This is a genomic window from Streptomyces sp. WAC 06738 (assembly GCF_003945505.1).
Taxonomy (GTDB): Bacteria; Actinomycetota; Actinomycetes; order Streptomycetales; family Streptomycetaceae; genus Streptomyces.
Genome location: NZ_CP029618.1, coordinates 7,393,811 through 7,415,582, shown reverse-complemented (window position 1 = coordinate 7,415,582; position 21,772 = coordinate 7,393,811). Strand labels below are relative to the sequence as shown.

19 protein-coding genes and 1 pseudogene are annotated in these 21,772 nt (G+C 72.7%); 3 read left to right on the top strand and 17 right to left on the bottom strand.

All coding sequences use genetic code 11. The features are described from left to right. The first annotated feature begins 22 nt into the window (after positions 1-22). Positions 23-1,876 carry an alpha-L-fucosidase gene (locus DMB38_RS32270; RefSeq protein ID WP_125938131.1) on the top strand — a complete coding sequence of 618 codons (1,854 nt, stop codon included), beginning with the start codon at positions 23-25 and terminating at the stop codon, positions 1,874-1,876. A 56-nt stretch (positions 1,877-1,932) separates the two neighbouring features. On the opposite strand, the gene dmpG is transcribed toward DMB38_RS32270, so the two are convergent. From dmpG to DMB38_RS32185, 17 genes are all read right to left on the bottom strand, one after another. After that, complete coding sequence (dmpG, locus tag DMB38_RS32265) at positions 1,933-2,952, bottom strand: 4-hydroxy-2-oxovalerate aldolase (RefSeq protein WP_125938130.1); 1,020 nt, start codon at positions 2,950-2,952, stop codon at positions 1,933-1,935. After that, the gene (locus DMB38_RS32260) at positions 2,949-3,917 is read right to left on the bottom strand and encodes an acetaldehyde dehydrogenase (acetylating) (RefSeq protein WP_125938129.1); all 969 of its coding nucleotides are present in this window, start codon (positions 3,915-3,917) and stop codon (positions 2,949-2,951) included. The genes dmpG and DMB38_RS32260 overlap by 4 nt, the downstream gene beginning before the upstream one ends. Further along, positions 3,914-4,744: a fumarylacetoacetate hydrolase family protein gene (locus DMB38_RS32255; RefSeq protein ID WP_125938128.1), complete on the bottom strand. Its 831-nt coding sequence runs from the start codon at positions 4,742-4,744 to the stop codon at positions 3,914-3,916. The genes DMB38_RS32260 and DMB38_RS32255 overlap by 4 nt, the downstream gene beginning before the upstream one ends. Before the next feature lie 65 nt (positions 4,745-4,809). Beyond that, positions 4,810-6,246 carry an aldehyde dehydrogenase gene (locus DMB38_RS32250; RefSeq protein ID WP_125938127.1) on the bottom strand — a complete coding sequence of 479 codons (1,437 nt, stop codon included), beginning with the start codon at positions 6,244-6,246 and terminating at the stop codon, positions 4,810-4,812. Beyond that, positions 6,221-6,451: a 2-hydroxymuconate tautomerase gene (locus DMB38_RS32245; protein WP_240662580.1), complete on the bottom strand. Its 231-nt coding sequence runs from the start codon at positions 6,449-6,451 to the stop codon at positions 6,221-6,223. The genes DMB38_RS32250 and DMB38_RS32245 overlap by 26 nt, the downstream gene beginning before the upstream one ends. Further along, positions 6,423-7,091 carry an isochorismatase family cysteine hydrolase gene (locus DMB38_RS32240; RefSeq protein ID WP_125938126.1) on the bottom strand — a complete coding sequence of 223 codons (669 nt, stop codon included), beginning with the start codon at positions 7,089-7,091 and terminating at the stop codon, positions 6,423-6,425. The genes DMB38_RS32245 and DMB38_RS32240 overlap by 29 nt, the downstream gene beginning before the upstream one ends. Continuing rightward, positions 7,088-7,801 (bottom strand): FCD domain-containing protein, encoded by a 714-nt coding sequence (locus DMB38_RS32235; protein WP_125938125.1) that lies wholly within the window; start codon positions 7,799-7,801, stop codon positions 7,088-7,090. Before DMB38_RS32235 ends, DMB38_RS32240 begins: the two co-directional genes overlap by 4 nt. A gap of 5 nt (positions 7,802-7,806) precedes the next feature. Further along, positions 7,807-8,916: an amidohydrolase family protein gene (locus DMB38_RS32230; RefSeq protein ID WP_240662579.1), complete on the bottom strand. Its 1,110-nt coding sequence runs from the start codon at positions 8,914-8,916 to the stop codon at positions 7,807-7,809. After that, entirely contained in the window at positions 8,909-9,238 is a 330-nt protein-coding gene (locus tag DMB38_RS32225) for an extradiol ring-cleavage dioxygenase (RefSeq protein WP_125938124.1), read from the bottom strand. Before DMB38_RS32225 ends, DMB38_RS32230 begins: the two co-directional genes overlap by 8 nt. Before the next feature lie 46 nt (positions 9,239-9,284). Then, positions 9,285-10,130, bottom strand: a complete 846-nt coding sequence (locus DMB38_RS32220; protein WP_125938123.1) for a hypothetical protein — start codon at positions 10,128-10,130, stop codon at positions 9,285-9,287. Between the two features lie 85 nt (positions 10,131-10,215). Then, positions 10,216-11,160, bottom strand: coding sequence for a creatininase family protein (locus tag DMB38_RS32215; RefSeq protein ID WP_125938122.1), 945 nt, complete (start codon positions 11,158-11,160; stop codon positions 10,216-10,218). Next, positions 11,157-12,008 (bottom strand): ABC transporter ATP-binding protein, encoded by an 852-nt coding sequence (locus DMB38_RS32210; protein ID WP_125938121.1) that lies wholly within the window; start codon positions 12,006-12,008, stop codon positions 11,157-11,159. Before DMB38_RS32210 ends, DMB38_RS32215 begins: the two co-directional genes overlap by 4 nt. Further along, the gene (locus tag DMB38_RS32205) at positions 12,005-12,793 is read right to left on the bottom strand and encodes an ABC transporter permease (RefSeq protein ID WP_125939422.1); all 789 of its coding nucleotides are present in this window, start codon (positions 12,791-12,793) and stop codon (positions 12,005-12,007) included. The genes DMB38_RS32210 and DMB38_RS32205 overlap by 4 nt, the downstream gene beginning before the upstream one ends. Before the next feature lie 110 nt (positions 12,794-12,903). After that, positions 12,904-13,803 (bottom strand): ABC transporter permease, encoded by a 900-nt coding sequence (locus tag DMB38_RS32200; protein WP_125938120.1) that lies wholly within the window; start codon positions 13,801-13,803, stop codon positions 12,904-12,906. 105 nt (positions 13,804-13,908) lie between these two features. After that, positions 13,909-14,889: an ABC transporter substrate-binding protein gene (locus DMB38_RS32195; RefSeq protein ID WP_125938119.1), complete on the bottom strand. Its 981-nt coding sequence runs from the start codon at positions 14,887-14,889 to the stop codon at positions 13,909-13,911. 191 nt (positions 14,890-15,080) lie between these two features. After that, positions 15,081-15,863, bottom strand: a complete 783-nt coding sequence (locus DMB38_RS32190) for a fumarylacetoacetate hydrolase family protein (protein WP_125938118.1) — start codon at positions 15,861-15,863, stop codon at positions 15,081-15,083. A 263-nt stretch (positions 15,864-16,126) separates the two neighbouring features. Further along, positions 16,127-17,203 carry an FAD-dependent monooxygenase gene (locus tag DMB38_RS32185; RefSeq protein ID WP_125938117.1) on the bottom strand — a complete coding sequence of 359 codons (1,077 nt, stop codon included), beginning with the start codon at positions 17,201-17,203 and terminating at the stop codon, positions 16,127-16,129. 80 nt (positions 17,204-17,283) lie between these two features. Between DMB38_RS32185 and DMB38_RS32180 the strand changes: the two genes are divergently transcribed. Together DMB38_RS32180 and DMB38_RS32175 are read left to right on the top strand one after the other, a co-directional pair. After that, positions 17,284-17,862: a TetR/AcrR family transcriptional regulator gene (locus tag DMB38_RS32180; RefSeq protein WP_125938116.1), complete on the top strand. Its 579-nt coding sequence runs from the start codon at positions 17,284-17,286 to the stop codon at positions 17,860-17,862. Between the two features lie 138 nt (positions 17,863-18,000). Next, positions 18,001-21,624: pseudogene (locus DMB38_RS32175) on the top strand (DUF6531 domain-containing protein); the annotation flags it as partial. Positions 21,625-21,772 lie beyond the last annotated feature (148 nt).

Sequence of the window (21,772 nt, the reverse complement as noted above, 5' to 3'; positions counted from 1 at the left end):
CATCCGATGAATTGGAGCCGCGATGCACACCCCTCGCCCCCGCACCACGCGGAGAGTCACCGCACTCCCCCTGCTCGTCGCCGCCGCACTCGCCGCCGCCGCGCTGCCCGCCGGCGCGGCGGCGGCGCCCTCCGCCGCACCCGCCGCCGCGCCGCCGGCGAGCGGGCCCGGGACCGATCACGCCGTGGACGCCCCCTTCACGTCCGAGCGGACGAGCTGGTTCCGGCAGGACCGGTTCGGGATGTTCATCCACTTCGGCGCGTACTCCAACCTGGAGGGCGAGTACACCCGCCCCGACGGCAGCGTCTGCCGCGACGCCGAGTGGATCAAGCGGCAGTGCAGCATCCCGAACGAGGAGTACGAGAAGCAGGCGGCGACCTTCGACCCCGCCGACTTCGACGCCGAGGCCGTCGTCGGGGCGGCCAAGGACGCCGGCATGCGCTACATCGTCATCACCTCGAAGCACCACGACGGCTACGCGATGTGGCCGACGAAGGTCAACTCGTGGAACCTGCGCGACCACTCGGCGTTCGACAAGCGCCGGGACATCCTGGCCGAGCTGAAGAAGGCCGCGAAGGAGGCCGGCATCAAGCTCGGCTTCTACTACTCGATCTGGGACTGGCACGACCCGGACTTCGCCGACCCGGCGACGTTCCCGCGGTACGAGAAGCGCATGTACGCCCAGCTCAAGGAGCTGGTCGACAACTACGATCCGGCGCTGCTGTGGTTCGACGGCGAGTGGGAGACGGACAGGCCGCACAACCCCTGGACCGCGCAGGACGGCGAGCGGCTGGAGACATACCTCCGCGGACTCGACCCCGACCTCGTCGTCAACAACCGAGTCGGCAAGCGCCGGGTGACCGACGGCGACTACGGCACCCCGGAGCAGGAGATCCCGGGCGCGCCCGTCGACGGGCAGCTCTGGGAGTCCTGCATGACCCTCAACGGCCACTGGGGGTACGCCCGTTACGACGAGAACTGGAAGTCCAGCGCCTCGCTCGTACGCAACCTGCTCTCCACCGCCTCCCGCAGCGGCAACTACCTCCTCAACGTCGGCCCCGACGCCCGCGGCCGCGTTCCGGAGCCCTCGGTCCGGCGGCTCGGCGAGATGGGCGACTGGCTGCGCACCGCCGGCCAGGGCGACGCCGTCTACGGCGCCGGGTTCGGCGGGCTGGTCGAGCAGCCCGACTGGGGCTACGTCAGCCGCAAGGGCGACAAGCTCTACGCCTCCGTCACCATGTGGCCCGCCGCCGGCGGCGCCCTGCACCTCAAGGCCCGTACGGACATCGACGTGAAGTCGGCCCGCGTGCTCGGCTCCGATCAGCAGGTCACGGTCACCGAGGCCGGCGACGGCTACGACCTCACCCCCGCCGGCGGCGCCACCAACGAGGCCGCCACCGTCATCGAGCTGACCGTCGACCCCGGCCCGACGGCCGCACCGGGCCGCGGCACCGGCCTGAAGCAGGAGGTCTACGACAACCCCGCGCTCACCGGCACGCCGAAGGTCACCCGCACCGACGCGGACATCAACCACTCCTGGAAGTACACCGGTTCACCGGCGAAGAACATCCCGGCCGACGGCTTCGGCGTCCGCTGGACCGGCAGCGTCGAACCGCGCCGCTCCGAGACGTACACCCTGACCACGGTCTCGGACGACAACGTGCGCGTCTGGCTCGACGGCAAGCTCGTCATCGACAACTGGACGCCGCACGGCGTCAGCGTCGACAAGGCCCAGGTCGACCTTCAGGCGGGCACCCGCCACTCCCTCAAGGTCGAGTACGCGGAGCAGACGGGCGACGCCCACATGAAGCTCCTCTGGTCCAGCCCGGGCCAGGACCAGCAGATCATCCCGCGGCAGCAGCTCTACCCGAACTGACCGCCGCGGCCCAGAGGGACGCCCCGCCGCCGCTGCGGCGGGGCGTCCCCCCGCGGTCACGTGCCGGCCAGGTCCAGGGCGATGTCGGTGATCATGTCCTCCTGGCCGCCGACCAGCCCCCGGCGGCCCACCTCCACCAGGATCGTGCGGGTGTCCAGGCCGTAGCGGGCCGCCGCCGACTCCGCGTGGCGGAGGAAGCTGGAGTACACGCCCGCGTAGCCCAGGGTCAGGGTCTCGCGGTCGACGCGGACCTCGCGGTCCTGGAGCGGGCGGACCACGTCGTCGGCGGCGTCCATGAGGGGGAACAGGTCGCAGCCGTGCCGCCAGCCCATCAGGTCCGCGACCGCGACGAACGCCTCCAGCGGGCAGTTGCCCGCGCCGGCTCCCTGGCCGGCCAGGGAGGCGTCGACGCGGACGGCGCCGCTCTCGACGGCGACGACGGTGTTGGCCACGCCGAGTGCCAGGTTGTGGTGGGCGTGGATGCCGAGTTCCGTGGCGGGGTCGAGGACGTCGCGGTACGCGCGGAAGCGGTCGCGGACGCCGTCCATGGTCAGCCGGCCGCCGGAGTCGGTGACGTAGACGCAGTGGGCGCCGTAGGACTCCATCAGCCCGGCCTGGCGGGCGAGTTCCTCCGGTGCCGCCATGTGGGACATCATCAGGAAGCCGGCCACGTCCATGCCCAGGTCGCGGGCCGCCGAGATGTGCTGGGCGGAGATGTCCGCCTCGGTGCAGTGGGTGGCGACGCGCACCGAGCGGATGCCGAGGCGGTGCGCGAGCCTGAGGTCGGCCAGGGTGCCGATGCCGGGCAGCAGCAGGGTGGTGGGGACGGCGGTGCGGGCGGCGTCGGTGACGGCCTCTATCCACTCCCAGTCGGTGTGGGCGCCGATGCCGTACGTGATGCTGGAGCCGGAGAGGCCGTCGCCGTGGGCGATCTCGATCGCGCCGACGCCCGCGGCGTCCAGCGCGGCGGCGATGGTACGGGCCTGCTCGACGGTGTAGCGGTGGCGCAGGGCGTGCATGCCGTCCCGCAGGGTCACGTCCTGGACGTACAGCGGGGAGGCGGGGGTCTCGGTCACGGGGTGCTCACCTTCGCGGTTCGGTCGGCGGCCATCCGCTCCGCGGTGCGCAGCGCGGCGGAGGTCATGATGTCGAGGTTCCCCGCGTACGACGGCAGGTAGTGGGCGGCGCCCTCGACCTCCAGGAAGACCGAGACCCGCACCGCGTCGCCGGGCTCCGGCGCGAGGGCGCCGAGCGGGTCGTCGGCGGCGACGCGGTCGAACTGGACGCGCTGCTTGAGCCGGTAGCCCGGCACGTACGCCTGCACGGAGGCGGCCATCTCGGCCACCGAGTCCGCGACGGCGGCCTCGTCGCACGGGCCGACGAGGCAGTACACGGTGTCGCGCATGATCAGCGGCGGGTCCGCCGGGTTCAGCACGATGATCGCCTTGCCCCGGGCCGCGCCCCCGACCTGCGCCAGCGCCGCGGCGGTGGTCTCGGTGAACTCGTCGATGTTGGCGCGGGTGCCGGGACCCGCGGAGCGGGAGGCGATGGAGGCGACGATCTCCGCGTAGTGCACCGGGGTGACCCGGCTGACGGCGGCGACGACCGGGACGGTGGCCTGGCCGCCGCAGGTCACCATGTTGACGTTGGGGGCGTCCAGATGGGCGTCGAGATTCACCGGCGGTACGACGTACGGGCCGAGGGCGGCCGGCGTCAGGTCGACGACCCGGCGTCCCGCGGCCCGCAGCACCTCGTCGTGCCTGCGGTGGGCGCCCGCCGAGGTGGCGTCGAAGACGATCGCCACGTCCGCGAACTCGTCCAGCTCCAGCAGCCCGTCCACCCCGTCGTGCGTGGTGGCCACGCCGAGGCGGCGGGCGCGGGCCAGGCCGTCGGAGGCGGGGTCGATGCCCGCCATGGCGGCCATCTCCAGGCTGCCGGAGAGCCGGAGCACCTTGATCATGAGGTCCGTGCCGATGTTGCCGGAGCCGATGACGGCGACCCTCGTACGACCGGGCGTGCGGCCGGATGTCCCGTCGCTCATCGCGCCTCTCCCTTCCCGAAGGTGACCCGGACCGAACCCAGTCCGGTGATACGGGCCTCGAACTCGTCGCCCGGCGCCGCCGGCACCATCGGCCCGAGCGCGCCGGTGAGCACGATGTCGCCGGCGCGCAGCGGGTCGCCGGCGGCGGCGAGCGTGGAGGCGAGCCAGACGGCCGCGTTGAGCGGGCCGCCGAGGCAGTCGGTGCCGCGGCCCGCCGAGGTCTGCTCGCCGTCGCGGGTGAGCACCATCTCCACCGCCCGCAGGTCGACGCCGGTGAGCGGGACCGGCGTGCCGCCGAGCACGAACAGCCCGCTGGAGGCGTTGTCGGCGACGGTGTCGGCGTAGGTGATGTCCCAGTCGGCTATCCGGCTGTCGACGATCTCCAGCGCGGGCAGCGCGAAGTCCACGGCGCGCAGCACGTCGGCGACGGTGCTCTGCTCGTGCGGCAGCCCGGCGCCCAGGACGAGCGCGACCTCCGCCTCCACCTTGGGCTGCAGCAGCCTGCCGGCGGGGACGGTGCCGCCGTCCTGCACCGCCATGTCGGACAGCAGCGCGCCGAAGTCGGGCCGGTCGACGCCCAGTTGCCGCTGCACGGCGGGCGACGTCAGGCCGATCTTCCGGCCGACGACGCGCCGCCCGCCGCCGAGCAGCCGCTCGGTGTTGAGCCGCTGCACGGCGTACGCCGCGGCCGTGCCGGCGGCGCCGATGAGGTCGCGTACGGGCGAGCAGGGGACGCCGGTTCTGGCGGCGGCGGCGAGCGCGTCGGCGGCAGCGGCTACCGCGGCGGACGGCGGGGCGGCGCCTGTGGCCCGGGAGGGAGCAGGCATGCGGGCACTCCTGACGTGAGAGAGGGACGGTGCAGAAGGGGAAAGGAGGGAGGGGAGGGTGTGTCTCAGGCGGGCGCCACGGCCATCACCACGGCCTTCGGCTCGGTGAAGAACTCCCTGCTGAAGTTCCCCCCTTCGCGCCCGACCCCCGAGTCCCCGACCCCGCCGAACGGCGCGCGCAGGTCGCGGATGAAGAAGCAGTTGGCCCAGACCGTGCCCGCCTTCAGCGCCGCCGCCACGCGGTGCGCCCGGGACAGGTTCTCGGTGAAGACCATCGCGTTCAGCCCGTACGGGCTGTCGTTGGCGGCGGCCACCGCCTCCGCCTCGGTGTCGAAGGGGGTGACGACGACGACCGGGCCGAAGACCTCCTCGCGGTGGATCCGCGCCTCCGGCGGCGCGCCGGTGACGACGGTCGGGCGTACCGTCCAGCCGTCGCCCCGGCCGCCGGTGACGATGGTGCCGCCGTCGGCGGGCACGCCGTCGAGGTAGGAGGTGACCTTGGCGTGGTGTTCCGCCGAGGCGAGCGGGCCGAGCTGGGTGGCGGGGTCCTTGGGGTCGCCGGTGACCAGCGCTTCGGCGGCGGCGGTGAAGCGGGCCAGGAACTCGTCGTGGACCTCGCGCTGGACGTACAGCCGGCTGCCGGCGAGGCAGACCTGCCCGGCGTTGCTGAAGATCGCCTTGATCGACCAGGAGACGGCGGAGTCCAGGTCGGCGTCGGCGAAGACCACGTTGGCGCCCTTGCCGCCGAGTTCGAGGCTGACGGGGGTGAGGTTGGCCGCCGCGGCGCGGGCGATGGCGCGGCCGGTGCCGGACTCGCCGGTGAAGGTGATGCGGTCCACCCGCGGGTCGGTGGTCAGCGCCTCGCCCGCGGCCGCGGGCCCGTAGCCGTGCACGACGTTGAGGACGCCGGGCGGCATGCCCGCCTGGAGGGCGAGCCTGGCGAGGAGCGTCGCGGAGGCCGGGGTGTCCTCCGCGGGCTTGAGCACCACGGTGTTGCCCCAGGCCAGCGCGGGCGCGACCTTCCAGGTCTCCAGCATCAGCGGGAAGTTCCACGGCGCGATCGCCGCCACCACCCCGGCCGGCTCGAACCGGCTGTAGGCGTGGTGCCCGCTGTCCATGGGCAGCGCGTCGCCCGCCGAGAGCCGGGCGTGGTCGGCGAAGAAGCGGAAGTTCAGGGCCGAGCGGGGGACGTCCTTGGCGGTGCTGTCCGCGATCGGCTTGCCCATGTCGGTGGTGTCGGCGAGGGCGAGTTCACCGCGGTGCTCGTCGATCAGGTCCGCGAGCCGGTGGAGGATGGCGCCGCGCTCGGCGAAGCCCATCCGCGGCCACGGCCCGTCGTCGAACGCCCGCCGGGCGGCGGCGACGGCGAGCCCTGCCTCCTCCGCACCGCCGAGGGACACCTCGGCCCACGGCTCGCGGGTCCACGGGTCGACCGTGGCGAAGGTCTCGCCGGAGGCCGACCGGGTCTCCCTGCCGTCAACGATGTGCGGAATGAGGTCCATGGTCCTCGCCTTTCTGCTCCTGCTTCTCCTGGATGGTCACGTCGCCCGCGGCCCAGTGCGTGGCGGGCACCTCGCGGATGATCACGCGGACGCTCGCGGGCGGCGCGTCCGCGGTCCGGGCCACGGCCCGGGTCACCTCGGCGATGAGGGCGCGCAGTCGGTCCGGCGAGCGGCCTTCAACGAGCGTCACTTCGACCAGCGGCACCGGTCCCGCTCCTCTCGTGCGACGGGCCGGGGCCGGCTCCGCCGGCGAGCAGCGCGGCGGCCTCCCCGCCGTCGACGACCTCGGCGAAGACGGTGCCCATCAGCCGCAGGCTGGCGGTGTGCAGTTCCTCGACATACCCGGCGACGGCGTCGCGGGCGACGACGACCCGCAGGTCCCGGAAGAAGGCGTCGCGCACGGTCGACTCCACGCAGAAGTCGGTGCGTACGCCCGCCATGACGAGGGTGCCGACGCCGAGCCCGGCCAGCAGGCCGTCGAGCGAGGTGCGGTGGAAGGCGCTGAACCGCGGCTTGACCACCTCGTGGTCGCCGGGCCGCCGGTCGAGTCCCGCGACCGGCTCCGCGCCCCAGGTGCCGCGCCGCAGACCGCGCTCGCGGAGGAACGGGCTGCGCTCGGCGAGCAGCCCGACGGCGGCGTCGTCGGGCCACTCCATCCGCACCCACACCACCGGCCGGCCGCCGCTGCGGGCCGCCGCCACCAGGGCGTTGATCCGCGCCACCAGGCCGTCGGGGTCCGCGACCCGCAGCCCGGCCGCGGCGAAGACGCCGTCGGGGTGGCAGTAGTCGTTCTGGACGTCGATCACCACGAGCGCCGTCGTGGCAGACGAGGCCGTTGTGCTCATCCGGGCTCCCTGGGGGTGACGGTGAGGCCGGCGTGGGCCTCCATGGCGGCGTCGAGCCGCGGCCTGCTGCCGGAGGCGATGGCCTCGACGAGTTCGCGGTGAACGGCGGGGCCTTCGGGGTTGATCCGGCTGGGCTCGTCGGCGGTGACGCCGCGCAGCCTGCTGGCGACGAACTCCAGCAGCGAGACGTAGGTGTGGCGCAGGATCTGGTTGGGCGTGATCTCGGCGATCCTGCGGTGCAGCGCCCAGTTGGCCGCGAGGTAGTCGGCGGCGGAGAGCCCCTCGGCGGCCATCTCCTCGGCGAGCCTGCGCAGTTCCGCCAGGTCGGCGTCGGTGCGGTGGCGCATCGCCTCCTGCGCGACGAGCGGTTCCAGGGTGTCCCGTACCACCAGGCAGTCGGAGACCGACACCGAATCGCCGCTCAGCTCCAGCATCTTGCGGCCCAGCCGGACCAGCGCGGGCGGCGAGGCGACGAAGATGCCGCCCTTCACGCCGGGGCGTACGGAGACGGTGCCGCGGGAGACCAGCAGCCGGACGGCCTCGCTGAACGTGGCCGCGGCCACGTCGTACTCGCGGCGCAGGCTCTCCTTGGTGCCCAGCTTGTAACCGCTGGGCAGGGACTGCTCGGCGATCCGCCCCTCGATCCGCTTGGCGACCGCCTCGGCGCGGGATGACCGGCGCAGCTCGTCCGTCCCTGCTTCGCTGCTCAATGTCCTCAGCCCTTCGACTGGATGGAATGGGATGGCGAGGGTAGCGAGCGCCCGCCGGCGCCCCGCGCGGGCCCGGTACCGAGGCCGAGGCCCGGCAGCAGCGCGGCGGCGTTGCCGCCGAGGATCGCGGCCTCGTCCGCGGCGTCGAGGCCGATGCGGCGCACGGTCTCCAGCGGCCGGTCGTCCATGAGGTCGAACGGGGTGTCGGTGCCCAGCAGGACGTTGCGGGCGGTGACGTCCTCCACGAGCCGGGCGATGGTCCGTACGTCGAAGACCGCCGTGTCGTACAGCAGCCGGCGCAGGAACTCCGTCGGCTCGCTGCCGACCACCCGCGCCACCGGCTTGCGGTGCCAGCCCAGGTCGAGCCGCGCGCCGACGGCGTGCGCGCAGCCGCCGCCGTGGGCGAGGCAGAGGGTCAGCTCGTGCCGTTCGAGTACGCCGCCGAAGATCAGCCGGGAGACGGCGAGGGCGGTCTCCAGCGGATAGCCGAGGAGCTGGACGAGGTGGTAGTCGGCGAGCCGGTCGCGCTCCGAGACCCGGCTCGGGTGGAGCAGGGTGAAGCAGCGGCGCGCCGCCAGCACCGACCAGAGGTCCTCGTTGACCGGGTGGTCCAGCTCGCGGCCGGCGCCGTAGGTGCCCATCGTGGCGCCCACCAGGCCGAGTTCGTCCAGCGCCCGGGTGAGCTCCGCGGCGGCCCCCGGATGGCCGACGGGTACGGTCGCCAGCCCGTGCAGCCGGCCGCCGGAGCCCGCGGCGAACTCCGCCAGCGCGTCGTTCGAGCGCCGGGCCAGCTCCAGCGCCAGCGCGTCGTCCGTGGCCTGCGAGGCGAAGAGGAACGGCGGCGCGGCCACCACGTGGTGGTCGACGCCGGAGGCGTCGAGCAGGGCGATCCTGCGGTCCATGGCGTACTGCTCGGGCGGCAGCGGCACCGGCGCCCCCGCGGGCAGCCCGCACAGCGCCGGGTCCAGGGTGAGCACGTGGTCCGCGGCCCCGGACAGGTCCGCCCGCCCCTCCCGCTCCAGCGCACGCAGCAGCGGCAGGGGCATGGCGTGCGTATGGATGTCGACCACGGGCGCGGGGGGTGCGGTCCCCGTGCCGGTCAGCGTGTCAGTCACCGCGCGCTGCCATGTAGGTCTCGTACTCGTCCCCCAGCAGCGAGCGGATGAGCGCCGTCGCCGCCTCCGAGGTGCCGGCCTTCTCGCCGGTGCCGTAGATCAGCCGGGCGAGCTGCGACAGCAGGTAGGGGTGGAGCCCCAGGTGGTAGAGGCGGCGGAAGTCGCGCGCGGCGATCGCGGCGCGCTCCTCCTCGGTGAGGGGGTACGCGGCCAGGACCTCCGCCTCGGAGGTCTCGAAGCGGGCGCGCAGCTCGCGGTCCCACTTCAGCTCCTGCACCAGGTCGTTCGTCCGCAGCCGCGGATCGAAATGGTCGAGTGCCATCAGGTGTCCTTCTGTAGTGAACGGGCGGCGTGACGGGTGCCGGCGGTCAGTCCAGGTGCCACTGCACGGCGCCGACGCCGCAGCGCCACTGCTCGACCGCGACGTACCCCAGCGAGGTGCACGGGCGCGGCCCGATGGCGCCCATGACGACCACCCACGAGAGCAGCTCGGCGGTGCCGCCGGAGCCGGCCTGCTCCATGCGGTCGAAGGTCGCCTCGGTGAGGATCCGCTCGTGGTCGCCCTCCTGGAGCAGGTCGAGCCACCAGCGGTCGAACTTCTCGTCGATGTCCAGGTAGCGGGGCCCGCCGGGCTCGTGGCTGAGGCCGCCGGAGCCGAGCAGGCCGACGCGCAGCCCGTCGGGCAGGGCGCGGATCGCCTCGCCCAGCGCCTCGCCGAAGGCGTAGCAGGCGCGCTCGTCGGGGACCGGGGGGACGGTGCAGTTCTGCAGCACCGGCACGACCCTGACGCCGGTCTCGACGAGCCGGGCCATGGCGGTGGGCACCGAGAGGTTGTCGTCGAAGCGCAGGTCGCCGGGCTCGGCGCGGACGCCGGGGCCGGTGTCCCTGACGGCCTCGAAGAGGCGCGCCGCGACGCCCGGATCGCCGGGCAGCACGTAGTCCTCGACGCGCAGCCAGGGCTTGAACCACTCGTCGGGGCCGCGGTGTTCCGCCGCGAGACCGAAGGTGAAGTCGGCGTAGTCGCTCACCCGGGCGTTGGCGACGTGGTCGTTGCCGACGACGAGCAGCACGTCCGCGCCGGAGGCGACGACGGCGTCGTGCACGGCGTCGTACGCCTCGGTGACCACCCGGCGCTCGGGCTCGGGCGCCTTGTCGAACCAGCCGGTGAGGCCGGGCGTGTGGCTCGCGGCCAGGGCCAGGCATATCTCTGCCATTGCTCCTCTGCTCCTGTCGTGTGTCGTTGAACTGTCGTGCGGTGCGCGTGCGGTACGCGCCCGGGCCCGCCCGCCGGGCGGTGGGTCAGCCGGGGGCGAGCCGCTCCTCGATGGCGTCGGCGGCCAGTTCGGCGGCGGTGGCGTGCAGCCGCCGCCCCTCGTCCGCGGTGGCCGCGGCGGGGTCGCCGAAGTAGCCGCGCGGGGTGACGCGCCGGGCGTCGTCGTAGCCGCGCCGCCACACGGCGAGTTCGGAGAGCCCGTGGCCGGTGGCGGGCAGGGTGGCGCGTACCTCGTCGCGGACCAGGCCGGGGTGGGTGTGCAGCATCACCGACGTCTCCCACCGTCCGGCGTGCACGTCGATCTCGCCCGGCCCTGCGCCGCCCGCGGCGGATCCCGGCGAGGAGACGGCCACCCGGCCGCCGCGCGCCGTTCCGGCGGGCGCCGCGGAGGCGTGCACGGTCAGCGCCGGGTCGTCCGGGTCGAGGCCGAGCCGCTGCGCCAGCTCCGGTTCCATGACGAAGCTGATGTCGGCGCCGGTACGCTCCCGGCCCGCCCGTACGCCGGCGTGGACGGTGCGGTTGTGCAGCGCGTCGCCGTGGCCGGAGAAGCAGAAGACGTGCCGGAAGCCGTCGCCCGCCATGCCGGCGAACAGGTCGGCCATGACCTGCTCCATCAGCTCGGGGCGGATCCCGTACGAGGCCGGGAAGCTGCCGGAGACGACGTTGATGCCCCAGTAGTACGGCGGCACGATGAGCGCCTCGATGCCGCGTGCCGCCAGCAGCCGCCGCACCTCGCGCAGCCGGGCGCCGGGGAGGTAGACGTCGGTGCCGGCGGGCAGGTGCGGGCCGTGCTGCTCGATCACGCCGAAGGCCCAGAGCAGCACCGCACCGCCGCGGGCCGCGCGCTCGACCTCGTACCAGGTGAGCTCGGCGAGGGTGTCCGCGAACACGTCCGTCGCCGGGTCCGTTCCGGCGGGCCCGCCGGGCCCGGCCGGCCCGGTGGCCGTGCCGTCCACTCCGCCGCCCGTCACGGCCGGCCCCCCGCACCGGCCGCGGGGGCGGCGGAGTGGAAGGTCTTGGCGCGCTGCACCTGGCCGTAGACCGCCGCGCGCAGCTCGGCGAAGCGGGGCAGCGCGCGGGTGGTCAACTGCTCGCGCTCGGCGGGCAGGTCGACGGCGATGTCCTCCATGACCACGGTCGGCGAGGCGGACAGCACCAGCACCCGCTCGCCCAGGTAGACCGCCTCGTCGATGTCGTGGGTCACGAACAGCACCGTCATGCCCAGCTTCCGCCACAGCGAGCGGGTCAGGTCCTCCAGCTCCGCCCGGGTCTGCGCGTCCACGGCGGCGAACGGCTCGTCCATGAGCAGCACCTTCGGCTCGTACGCGATGGCGCGCGCGATGGCCACGCGCTGCTGCATGCCGCCGGAGAGCTGCCAGGGGTACGCGGCCGGGGCGTCGGCGAGCCCGACGGACTCCAGCGCCTGCGCCACCAGCGCCGCCCGCTCCGCCTTGGCGATCTTCTTCTGCTTCAGCGGCAGCTCGACGTTCGCGCCGACCGTCATCCACGGGAAGAGGCTGCGCCCGTACTCCTGGAAGACCACCGCCATGCCCGGCGGCGGGCCCTGCACCCGCGCGCCGCCGAGCCGCACCTCGCCCGACGTGGGCGCGAGCAGCCCCGCGACGCACTTCAGCAGCGTCGTCTTGCCGGCGCCCGACGGGCCGACGATGCAGGTCAGATCGCCCGCGCCGACGGTGAAGGTCAGGTCGCGGACGGCCTCGACGGTCCGCCCCGAGCCCTGGTAGACCTTCCGCACCCCGCGGACGGCGAGCGCGCCCGCGCTCTCCTCAGTGGCCGGGGCCACCTTCGTGCCGGTCATTTCTCACCTCGCTGCGACTGCCTCAGGCCGCGGTACCAGCCGAGGACTCGGGACTCGAAGAGGGCGAAGAGCAGCGACAGGGCGAAGCCGAGGAGACCGAGCAGCAGGATGCCGCTCCACATCTCCGGGATGGCGAACGACCGCTGGAACTGCACGACGGTGAAGCCCAGACCGCTGGAGCTGGCGAACATCTCGCTGATCACCATGAGGATGATCGAGATCGAGAGCGCCTGCCGCAGCCCGGCGACGATCTGCGGTGCCGCGCCCGGCAGCACCAGGCGGCGCAGCCGGGCGGTGCCGGTCAGGCCGTAGCAGCGCGCGGTGTCGGAGAGCACCTCGTCGATCGCGCGCACTCCTTCGACGGTGTTGAGCAGCACCGGCCACAGGGCGCCGGAGATGATCACCACGATCTTCATGGTGTCGCCGATGCCGGCGACCAGCATGAGGACGGGAATGAGCACCGGCGGCGGCACGGCGCGGAAGAACTCCAGAACCGGTTCGAGCAGCGCCCGGATCCTCGGCCGGGTGCCGAGGAGGACGCCCAGGGCGATGCCGATGACCGCCGCGCCCAGATAGCCGGCGGCCAGCCGGCCGAGGCTGGGCAGCACGTCGTCGACGATCCGGTCGGAGAACCAGGTCTCGGCGAACGCGGCCAGGATCTCGTCCAGCGTCGGGTAGTAGAAGTTGGTGCTGCGCGCGGCGAGCACCCACCACAGCGCCAGCAGCGCGGCGGGCAGCCCGAGGAGGTACGCCAGGTGCACCGCGCCGCTCTTCAGCAGCCGCAGCCCCCGGCGCCCGCGGCTCTCCGCGTCCGCGGCGGGTTGCACGGGTTTCACTGCTTTCACGGGCTGCCCGGTCTTTCCGGTCTTCGCGGTCTTCGTACCGGTGACGCCGCTCACGCGCCGGCCTCCGTCCGCACCGAGGTGTGCCAGGAGAGCACGCGCCGCTCCAGGAACCGGGCCAGCACGTTCACGCAGACCCCGAGCGCGCCGGCCACCAGCACCAGCGCGTACATGCGCGGGATCGCGTTGCTCGACTGGGCGCGGGCGATCTCGCTGCCGAGCCCGGGGCTGCCGATGATGAGCTGGGAGCTGACGGCCAGGATCAGCGCCACGGAGGCGGCCAGCCGCAGCCCGGTCATCAGGTACGGCAGCGTGGTGGGCCACACCACGTAACGCAGCCGTGCCCAGGGCGAGAAGCCGTAGCCGACGGCGGTGTCGCGGGCGACCGGGTCGACGTCGCGGACGCCGCTGAGCACCTGGAGGAGCACGGGCCAGAAGGCCGCGTAGACCACCAGCAGCAGCGTCGAGCCGAGGCCGGTGCCCAGCACGAGCACCGCCAGCGGTATCAGCGCCACTGAGGGGATCGGGCGGAGGAACTCGATGGTGGACGCGGTGGCCCTGCGCAGCACCTCGACGCCGCCGATGACCAGCCCCAGCACGGTGCCGGCGACCAGGGCGATGGCCAGGCCGTACGCCCAGCCCTCCACGGTGTCGAGCAGGGCGGTCCAGAAGACCGACGAGCCCAGCTCGTCGCCGAGCGCGCGGACCATCTCGCTGAACGGCGGCAGGTACTTGGCGGGCACCGCGCCCACGCGCGGCAGCAGCTCCAGCACGCCGGCGAAGAGGACGATGCCGAGGACGCCGAGCGCGGCGTCGGGCACGGCCTTCAGCCGGGCCGCGGGCGAGGGTGCGTGGGTGGCGGGGACGGCCGCGGCGGGCGGGTCCGGGGGCCGGTCCGCCGCCGGCGACGGCGCGGGCGGCCGCCCGGTGTCGGCGCTCTGGTGAACTCTCACGTCTTCTCCGGCATCTTTGGGGCTGGTGGGTCGGGTGCTCCTCGGGGCAGAGCAGGGGGCCGGCGGCGGCCCGGCCGCCGGCACGGGCCGGCGGGGGTGCGGCGCTCAGTCGGCGAGCAGGTCGTCCAGCGGGTCGAGGTTGTCGATCAGACCGGCGTCGGCGGTCAGTTGGGCCAGGCCGGCGATCTCGTCGCGGTCGGAATCGGGGTTCCAGCCGGGGAGCGTCAGGTCGTCGGTGAGGCCCTGGTCGAGGTCGAGGTAGGTGTTGAGCACGGCGCGCGCCTCGTCCGGGTGCTCCTCGGCGTAGCGCAGGGACTTCTGCAGCGCCTTGGTGAAGCGCTCGACGACCTCGGGGTTTTCGCCCGCGTACGACTCGGAGGCGAACCAGCCCGCGAACGGGAGCTGCTTGCCCATGCCGGCGTAGCTGACGGGCAGCGCGTGCCCGCCGTCCTTCTCCACGATGCTGATGAACGGCTCGCTCAGCATGGCGGCGTCGACGTTGCCCTTGTCGAGCGCGGCGGGCATGTCGGGGATGGGCACCTCGACGAGCTTGGCGGCGTCCCGGTCCAGTCCCGCGTCCTCCAGGCTGGCGCGTACGGCGACCTCGTTGATGCCGAGGAGGGTGTTGACGGCGATGGTCTTGCCCTCCAGATCGGCGACGTCCTCGATGCCGTCGTCCTTGGTCATGAGCTGGCCCGAGCCGTCGTCGAGCACGTCGTCGGAGGCGCGCGCCCCGACCGAGAGCATCGTCACCGGCACGCCCTCGCTCTTGGCGATGAGGAGGCTGACGATGTTGGAGTAGCCGAACTGGTAGTCGCCGCTGACGACCGCGGGGGTGATCGCGGCGCCGCCCTGGGAGTTCTGCAGCTTCGGGTTGAGGTCCTGCTCCTTGAAGAAGCCCTTCTCGATGCCGAGTTTGACGGGTGCGATGTCGATGATGGGAATGACCCCGAGGGTGATGTCCGTGGGTCCCGAGCCGGTGTCCTCTCCCCCGCCGTCCGAGCCGCAGGCGGTCGCGGCGGTGAGGAGGAGAGCGGCTCCGGCCGCTATGGAGAGGACTCTGTGACGACGGCGCAATGACGGCATACCGGACTCCCTGCTGCGTGAACGATCGATGGGGTGGCCGTCGGCGGCCGCTACGGGCACGGCGGGGACGGCGGGCGAGGGGGAATGACGTAGGCGTGCGGGACGGGCCGGGCGCCGCGTACGGCGGCGGGGGCCGGGGCCCGTGAGGGAGGAACGGGGCCGGGGCGGGGCGCGGTGGGTGGTGCGGCGCCTCAGCCGCCGACGGCGGTGACGGTGCCGAGCGTCGCGAACTCGGCGGAGATCGTCCGCCCGGGTTCGACGAACACGGCGTCGGTGAGCCCGCCGGTGAGCACGGTCCACCCTGCTTCGAGGGCGATCCCGCGCCGGGACAGGGCGTTGGCGGCGAGCGCGAGCGCCCGGGCCGGGTGGCCCTGGACGGCCGCGCCGGTGGCGGTGTCGACGACCACGCCGTCGACGGTGAGCGTGCAGGTCTCGGCGGCGAGGTCGAGCCCTGCCGGGTCCACGGGGTCCGCGGAGACGGCGAACCGGCACGACGAGGCGTTGTCGGCGACGACGTCGGGAAGGGCGAAGCTGAAGTCGCGGTAGCGGCTGTCGATGACCTCGAACCCGGCACGTACCTCCGCGACGGCGGCGAGCGCGCTCGCCTCCGTCACCCCGGGACCGGCGAGCCGCCGGCCCAGGGTGAAGACGATCTCGGGCTCGACGCGCGGGTGGATGGTCTCCGCCAGCGGTACGGGCTCCCCGGCCGGCAGCACCATCGCGTCCGTGAGCCAGCCGGTCAGCGGGGCGTCGATGCCCATCCGCCGCTGCTTCGCGGCGGACGTCAGCCCCAGCTTGACGCCGATCACCCGCTCCCCCGCGGCGACCTTGCGGGCCAGCAGCTCGTCCTGCGCGCGGTAGGCCGTGTCCAGGTCGAGAGCGGGCCACTCGTCGGTGATCCGCCCGCCGTCGCGACGCTCCCGCTCGCGGCGGAGCAGTTCGTCGACGGTGCGCTCGACCGTCCATACGCTCATGGGCCCCGCCTCCCTCCCGGACACGCGGCCGTGGGAACGGCCGCATCGATCAACGCGGTGCGCGCTGGTCCCTGAGTATGGGACAAGAAAACATTGCAATCAATAGATTGATAGCAATGAGTTCCGGAGCCCGCCGCCACCTGCGCCCAGGCACGGCCGCAGCTCGCTTCACCTCCGCATCCCCGCCCCACCCGCCCCGCCGCCCTGCGCCGCGCCCTGGTCCTCAGGGTCGGGGCGCACTCATGAGAACACCGGAGTTGCGTTCAGGCCGGCGGCCTGCCGACGGCAAGGAAGAGGCGCATGGCCGCGTTCCGCACCGGCGCGATCCGGCGGCGGGTGTGCACCGCGCGGTTCATCATCCGTGCGGCGCGCGCGAGCTTCTGGGTGGGCCCGCGGCGGGTCCGGTCGTAGGCGGCGAGGGCGTCTTCGACGCGCGTACGCGCGGTGAGTTCCCCGGCCAGCGTCACACCGTCGACCAGTGCCTCGCAGGCACCCCTGCCGAGGTCGGGTGTCATCGCGTGGGCCGCGTCGCCGACGAGGGCGACGCGGCCGCTGACGTAGCTGGGCAGGGGCGCGGCGAGGTCGTAGAGGTCGTTGCGCCGCACGCTCCCGCCGCCGGTCTCCGCCAGGTGGTCCACGACCCGGCGCACGCCGGGGTGCCAGTCGCCGAACCACGCCCGGAGGGCGGCCAGATCGCCGCCCGGCACGGGCACGCGCTCCTCCGCCGGGGCGCAAGCGAACCAGTTGGTGCTCCCACCCGCGCGCGGGAGCACACCGAACCGGGCCCGCCGCCCCCAGGTCTCGGTCATCCCGTCGGTGTCGAGGCCGGCGGTGCCGTGCCAGGCGGTCACGCCTGCGTAGCGGGGACGGTAGGCGTCGCCGAAGAGCACCGTACGGGCCGGGCTGCGCAGGCCGTCGGCGGCGATGACCACGTCGTACCCGGAGAGCTCGCGCACGTCGCCCACCGCGGAGCCGTAGCGGACGATCCCGGCGGAGAGCGCGTCCGCCAGCGTCTCCAGCAGTGCGGGCCGGGAGATGACGTGGACGGGGTCGCCGGCGCGGCGACGCAGGGCGGCCATGTCGACGTTCCCGATGAGTCCGCCGTCGGCGCGTACGAAGGTGCCGTACGACGCGGGCCGGGCGAGCCGCCGGGCCCTGTCGCCGAGTCCGAGGCCGTCGAGCGCCCGCAACGCGCCGGGCCACAGCCCGAGCGACGTACCGGCGCGGGGCAGGGCGGGGGCGCGTTCGCGGACCTCGACGTCCCAGCCGTCGGCCTGCAACTGCACGGCGGCGGCGAGGCCCCCGACGCCGCCGCCCACGATGATCGCTTTCCTGGACATGCGGCCAGGCTACTATGTTTGTAGTGGTCGTACTATTTTTATAGTGCAGATCACAGCAGGTCGACGAGGGGATACAGCGGATGCCGGGCAGGCGCGGAGAAGTGCTGGACGCGGCGGTGAAGGTGCTCGGCACCGGCGGGCTGCGCGGGCTGACGTACCAGGCGGTCGACACGGCGGCGGGCGTCCCCGCCGGCACCACGTCCAACCACTTCCGCAGCCGCGCCCTCCTCGTCACCGGCGTCGTGGCCCACCTCGAGGCACTCGACGCCCGCGACTGGAAGCGCTTCGCCGCCGCCCCGGCCGGCGGCGGCCCCGACGCCCTTGCCGACGCCCTGACCCGGACGGTCCGCCACGTCCTGGGCCCCGGCCGGCACCGGACCGCCGCGCGCTACGCGCTGGCCCTGGAGGGCATCGTCCGGCCCGAGGTACGGGAGCCGCTGAGCCGCGCGCGTGAGGCGATGATCGAGCTGACCTCGGCCTGGCTGGCGGAGGCCGGCTCACCGGTGCCGCGGGAGCACTGCCGGATCCTCTTCGACTACCTCGACGGCCTGATCTTCCACCAGGTCGCCACCCCGGAACCGGACTTCGACCCCGCACCGGGCATCCGCACGGTGCTCACCGCATTCCTGCCCCCGACCGCGCCGAACGAACGAGCCTGACAAACGGCCTGCCCCGCACCCGCCGAGCGGAGTCGGCGTTCCCGCCCGTCACGCGCCCCCATTGGTAACGCCCGCCTTCACTCGCACGAGTAGTCGCCGCTAACTTTGTTCGAGCGCCGGTGTGTCGACCACGCGACGGTGGAGGTGGCGTTGGTGGGAACTCGTCCGACGGATTGGCATGTGCTCGATCTGGATGAGGACCCGACGCCGGGAGATCCGGAGCGGGTGAAGCAGTTGGCGCGTGAGTTACATGACTTCGCCGATGACGTGGCGGATGCGTTGCGGCAGATCAAGGGCATGGCCGGTGAGGACGCCCTCCTTCGCTGGGCGGGGAAGACCGCGAAGGCGTTCCAGGACGAGTTCGAAGAGGTCCCCAAGAACCTCAAGAAGCTCCAGCGCTCCTACGATCTCGCCGGGGATGCGCTGGCGGCGTACTGGCCGAAGCTGGAGCGGGCCCAGTCGCTGGCCGACAAGGCGCTGGCGAAGGGCCGTGAGGCGCAGAGTGATCTGACCGCCGCCAACGGGCGTCTTGATTCGGCGAATTCGTGGGTGGATCGGGCGACGAAGAAGACGGAGGAGTACGACGGGAAGGAGGGCAAGGAGAAGCCCGACGAGTCCGAGGTACGCGCCGCGACCCGCAACGCCACCGACGCCAAGTCCGCCCGCGCCTCCGCGCAGACAGCCGTCGACAACGCCCAAGGCGGCCTCGAAGCCGCCAAGAAGATGGCCGCCGACGCCAAGAAGATGCGCGAGGACGCCGCCTCCGAGGCGAAGGACAAACTCGAAGAAGCCTCGGATGCCGGTATTCAGAACCGCAAGTGGTGGGAGAAGGCGGTCGACTGGGTCAAGGACAACTGGGACACCATCGTCACCGTCTGCAAGGTCATCGTCGCCGTCCTCGGCATCGTCGTCCTCATCATCGGCGGACCCCTCGCCTGGGTCGTCCTCGCCGCCGCCCTCGTGGTCCTCGCCGACACACTGATGAAGTACATGAACGGCGAGGCATCTCTGTGGGACGTCGCCTTCGCCGCCCTCGACTGCATCCCCGGCATGAAGGGCCTCACCACCCTCGGCGGCCTCGCCAGAGGACTGAAGGGACTCAAGGGCGGCATGGCCGCCGTCAAGGGCGGGCTGAAGAGCATGTCCGCCGGCATACGCGGGCTGGCTCAGGCTGCACGCACCACCCTCGGCGATGCCATGAAAGGCGCCTATTGCCGACTGAAGAACCTGGTGAGCAAAGGAACGACAGACCCTGTGGACCTGGCCACAGGCAGGATGTTCTTGGAGCACACCGACATCAGCCTCGCCGGAGCGCTGCCACTGACCTTCACCCGCAGAGTGGACTCTGCCTATCGCCTGGGATGGTGGTTCGGTCCGTCCTGGTCCTCAACCGTCGATCAGCACCTGGAGATCGACGAGGACGGAATACTCTTCGTCACCGAAGACGGGCTCATCCTTTCCTACGATCACCCGGCGGACGAGGTCGCGGACGTACTCCCCGACGACGGCCCCCGTTGGCCGCTGACGCTCACGGAGACGGGTGCCTACTCGGTCTCGGATCCCCGAACCGGGCTGCGCCGAACCTTCCTTCCGCCGCGAGACGGCATCGCCCCCGTCGCGGAAGTCTCGGACCGCAACGGCAACAACCTGACATTCGAGTGGGACGAGGCCGGTGCCCCCACAGGCATCCGCCATTCCTGCGGATATCACCTCAAGATCACCACCGATGGCGCTCAGATCACAGCACTCCATCTGGCCGGGGCGCGTGCGGACGGCAGTGACCAACTCCTCACCCGGTACGCCTACACGGCCGGAAACCTCACCGAGGTCACCGACTCGTGTGACGTCCCCTTCCGGTACGCATACGATGCCTCCGCCCGAGTCGTCTCCTGTACCGACACCAACCGAAGGCGCTACGACTACACCTACGACGACCAGAACCGCTGCGTCAGCGAGGGCGGCGAGGCAGGCCATCTCGCCTTCTCGATCGCGTACGCGACGGCCGGCGAGGAGAGCAGAGACCAGGTCACCACCGTCACCGATCCGACGGGGACGGTGTGGCGCTATCACGTCAACGCACGGTCCCTGGTGGTCGCTGAGGTGAACCCACTCGGCCACACCACGCGCTTCCAGTACGACGACGACCAGCAACTCGTCGCGCGCACCGATCCGCTGGGCCACCGCACCTCATTCACCCACGACAGGTTCGGCTGCGTCACCCGGATCGTCCGACCGGACGGCCTGGCCTGGACGGCGTCATACAACTCGCTCTGCCTCCCGGAGAGAGTGGAGGAACCGGACGGTGCCGTCTGGACGCAGACCTATGACGACCGGGGCAACCGGCTCACCGTGACCGACCCCGGCGGTGCGACCACCGGTTACGCGTACGACGACCGTGGGAATCCGGCCGAGATCACGGATCCCGCAGGCGGCCGGGTCCTCGTGCGGAGCGACCCTGCCGGCCTTCCCGTCGAGGTGATCGACCCGCTCGGGGCCTCGACCCGGTTCCGGCACGACGCCTTCGGGCGGCTCGTCGAGGTCACGGATCCCCTCGACGCGCGAACCCGGCTGACCTGGACACCGGAGGGGAGGCTCGCGTCCCGCATCCACCCCGATGGTGCGACGGAGAGCTGGACGTACGACGGCGAGGGCAACTGCATCCGGCAGCGGAATGCGGGCGGCATCGAGTCGGTCTTCGCGTACACGCACTTCGACCTGATGAGCTCGCGGACCGACGCAGACGACCGATCTCATCACTTCGAGCACGACCACATGCTCCGCCTCACCCGGGTCACCAACCCGCTGGGCCTCACGTGGAGCTACGAGTACGACGCGGCCGGCCGCCTGGTAGCCGAGACGGACTTCGACGAGCGCACGATCCGCTATGCGTACGATGCTGCAGACCGGCTCACCATGCGCACCAACGGTGCGGGGCGACGCGTCGCGTACAGCTACGACTCCCTGGGCAACGTCGTGCACGTGGAGACGGGCGACGGGCGGACCGCTTTCGAATACGACGCGTGCGGGCGGCTCACCGCCGCCGTCGGCGGGCATGCGCGTCTCCAGCGTGAGCGGGACGAACTCGGCCGTATCACCACGGAGACGGTCAACGGCCGAACCGTCACCTACCAGTACGACGTCTGCGGCAGAGCCGTCCAACGGCGGACCCCGATGGGTTTCGAGTCGGCCTGGACCTACGACCCCGCCGGCAATCGCACCAGGTTGCAGAGTTCCGGACACACCCTGCAGTTCCTCAGGGACGCACTGGGGCGCGAGACCGGCCGCCGGCTCGGCGACGCCCTCTCGCTGACGCAGTCGTGGAGCGCCGACGGCCGGTTGACCGAGCAGGTGCTGGAGTCGGCGGCGGGCATCGATCGCCGACGCGGCTACACCTACCGCCCGGACGGGCACGTCGTACGCGTGGATGACTCCGTCCACGGGCAGCGGCGGTTCGAACTGGACCCCGCCGGGCGGGTCAACGTCGTGCAGGCACGTGACTGGACCGAGCATTACGACTACGACAAGATCGGAAACCAGACACGTTCGCAGTGGCCCGCCGCGCTGGCGTCCGCGGACGCCGCAGGCACCCGGGACTTCGCCGGGTCACGTGTGGTCCGGGCCGGGCGCATCCGCTACGAGTACGACCGGCAGGGGCGGATCGTCCTGCGGCGAAAGACGAGGATCTCCCGCAGGGCCGATGTGTGGCGGTACACCTGGGATGACGAAGACCGCCTGACACAGGTCGTCACGCCGGACGGGACCCGCTGGCAATACCTCTACGATCCACTCGGGCGCAGGATCGCCAAGCAGCGGCTGGCCGAGGACGGATCGGTCGCCGAGCAGACCGACTTCACCTGGGACGGCGCCACGCTCATCGAGCAGACCACCGCGTCCCGGACCTGCCGAACCC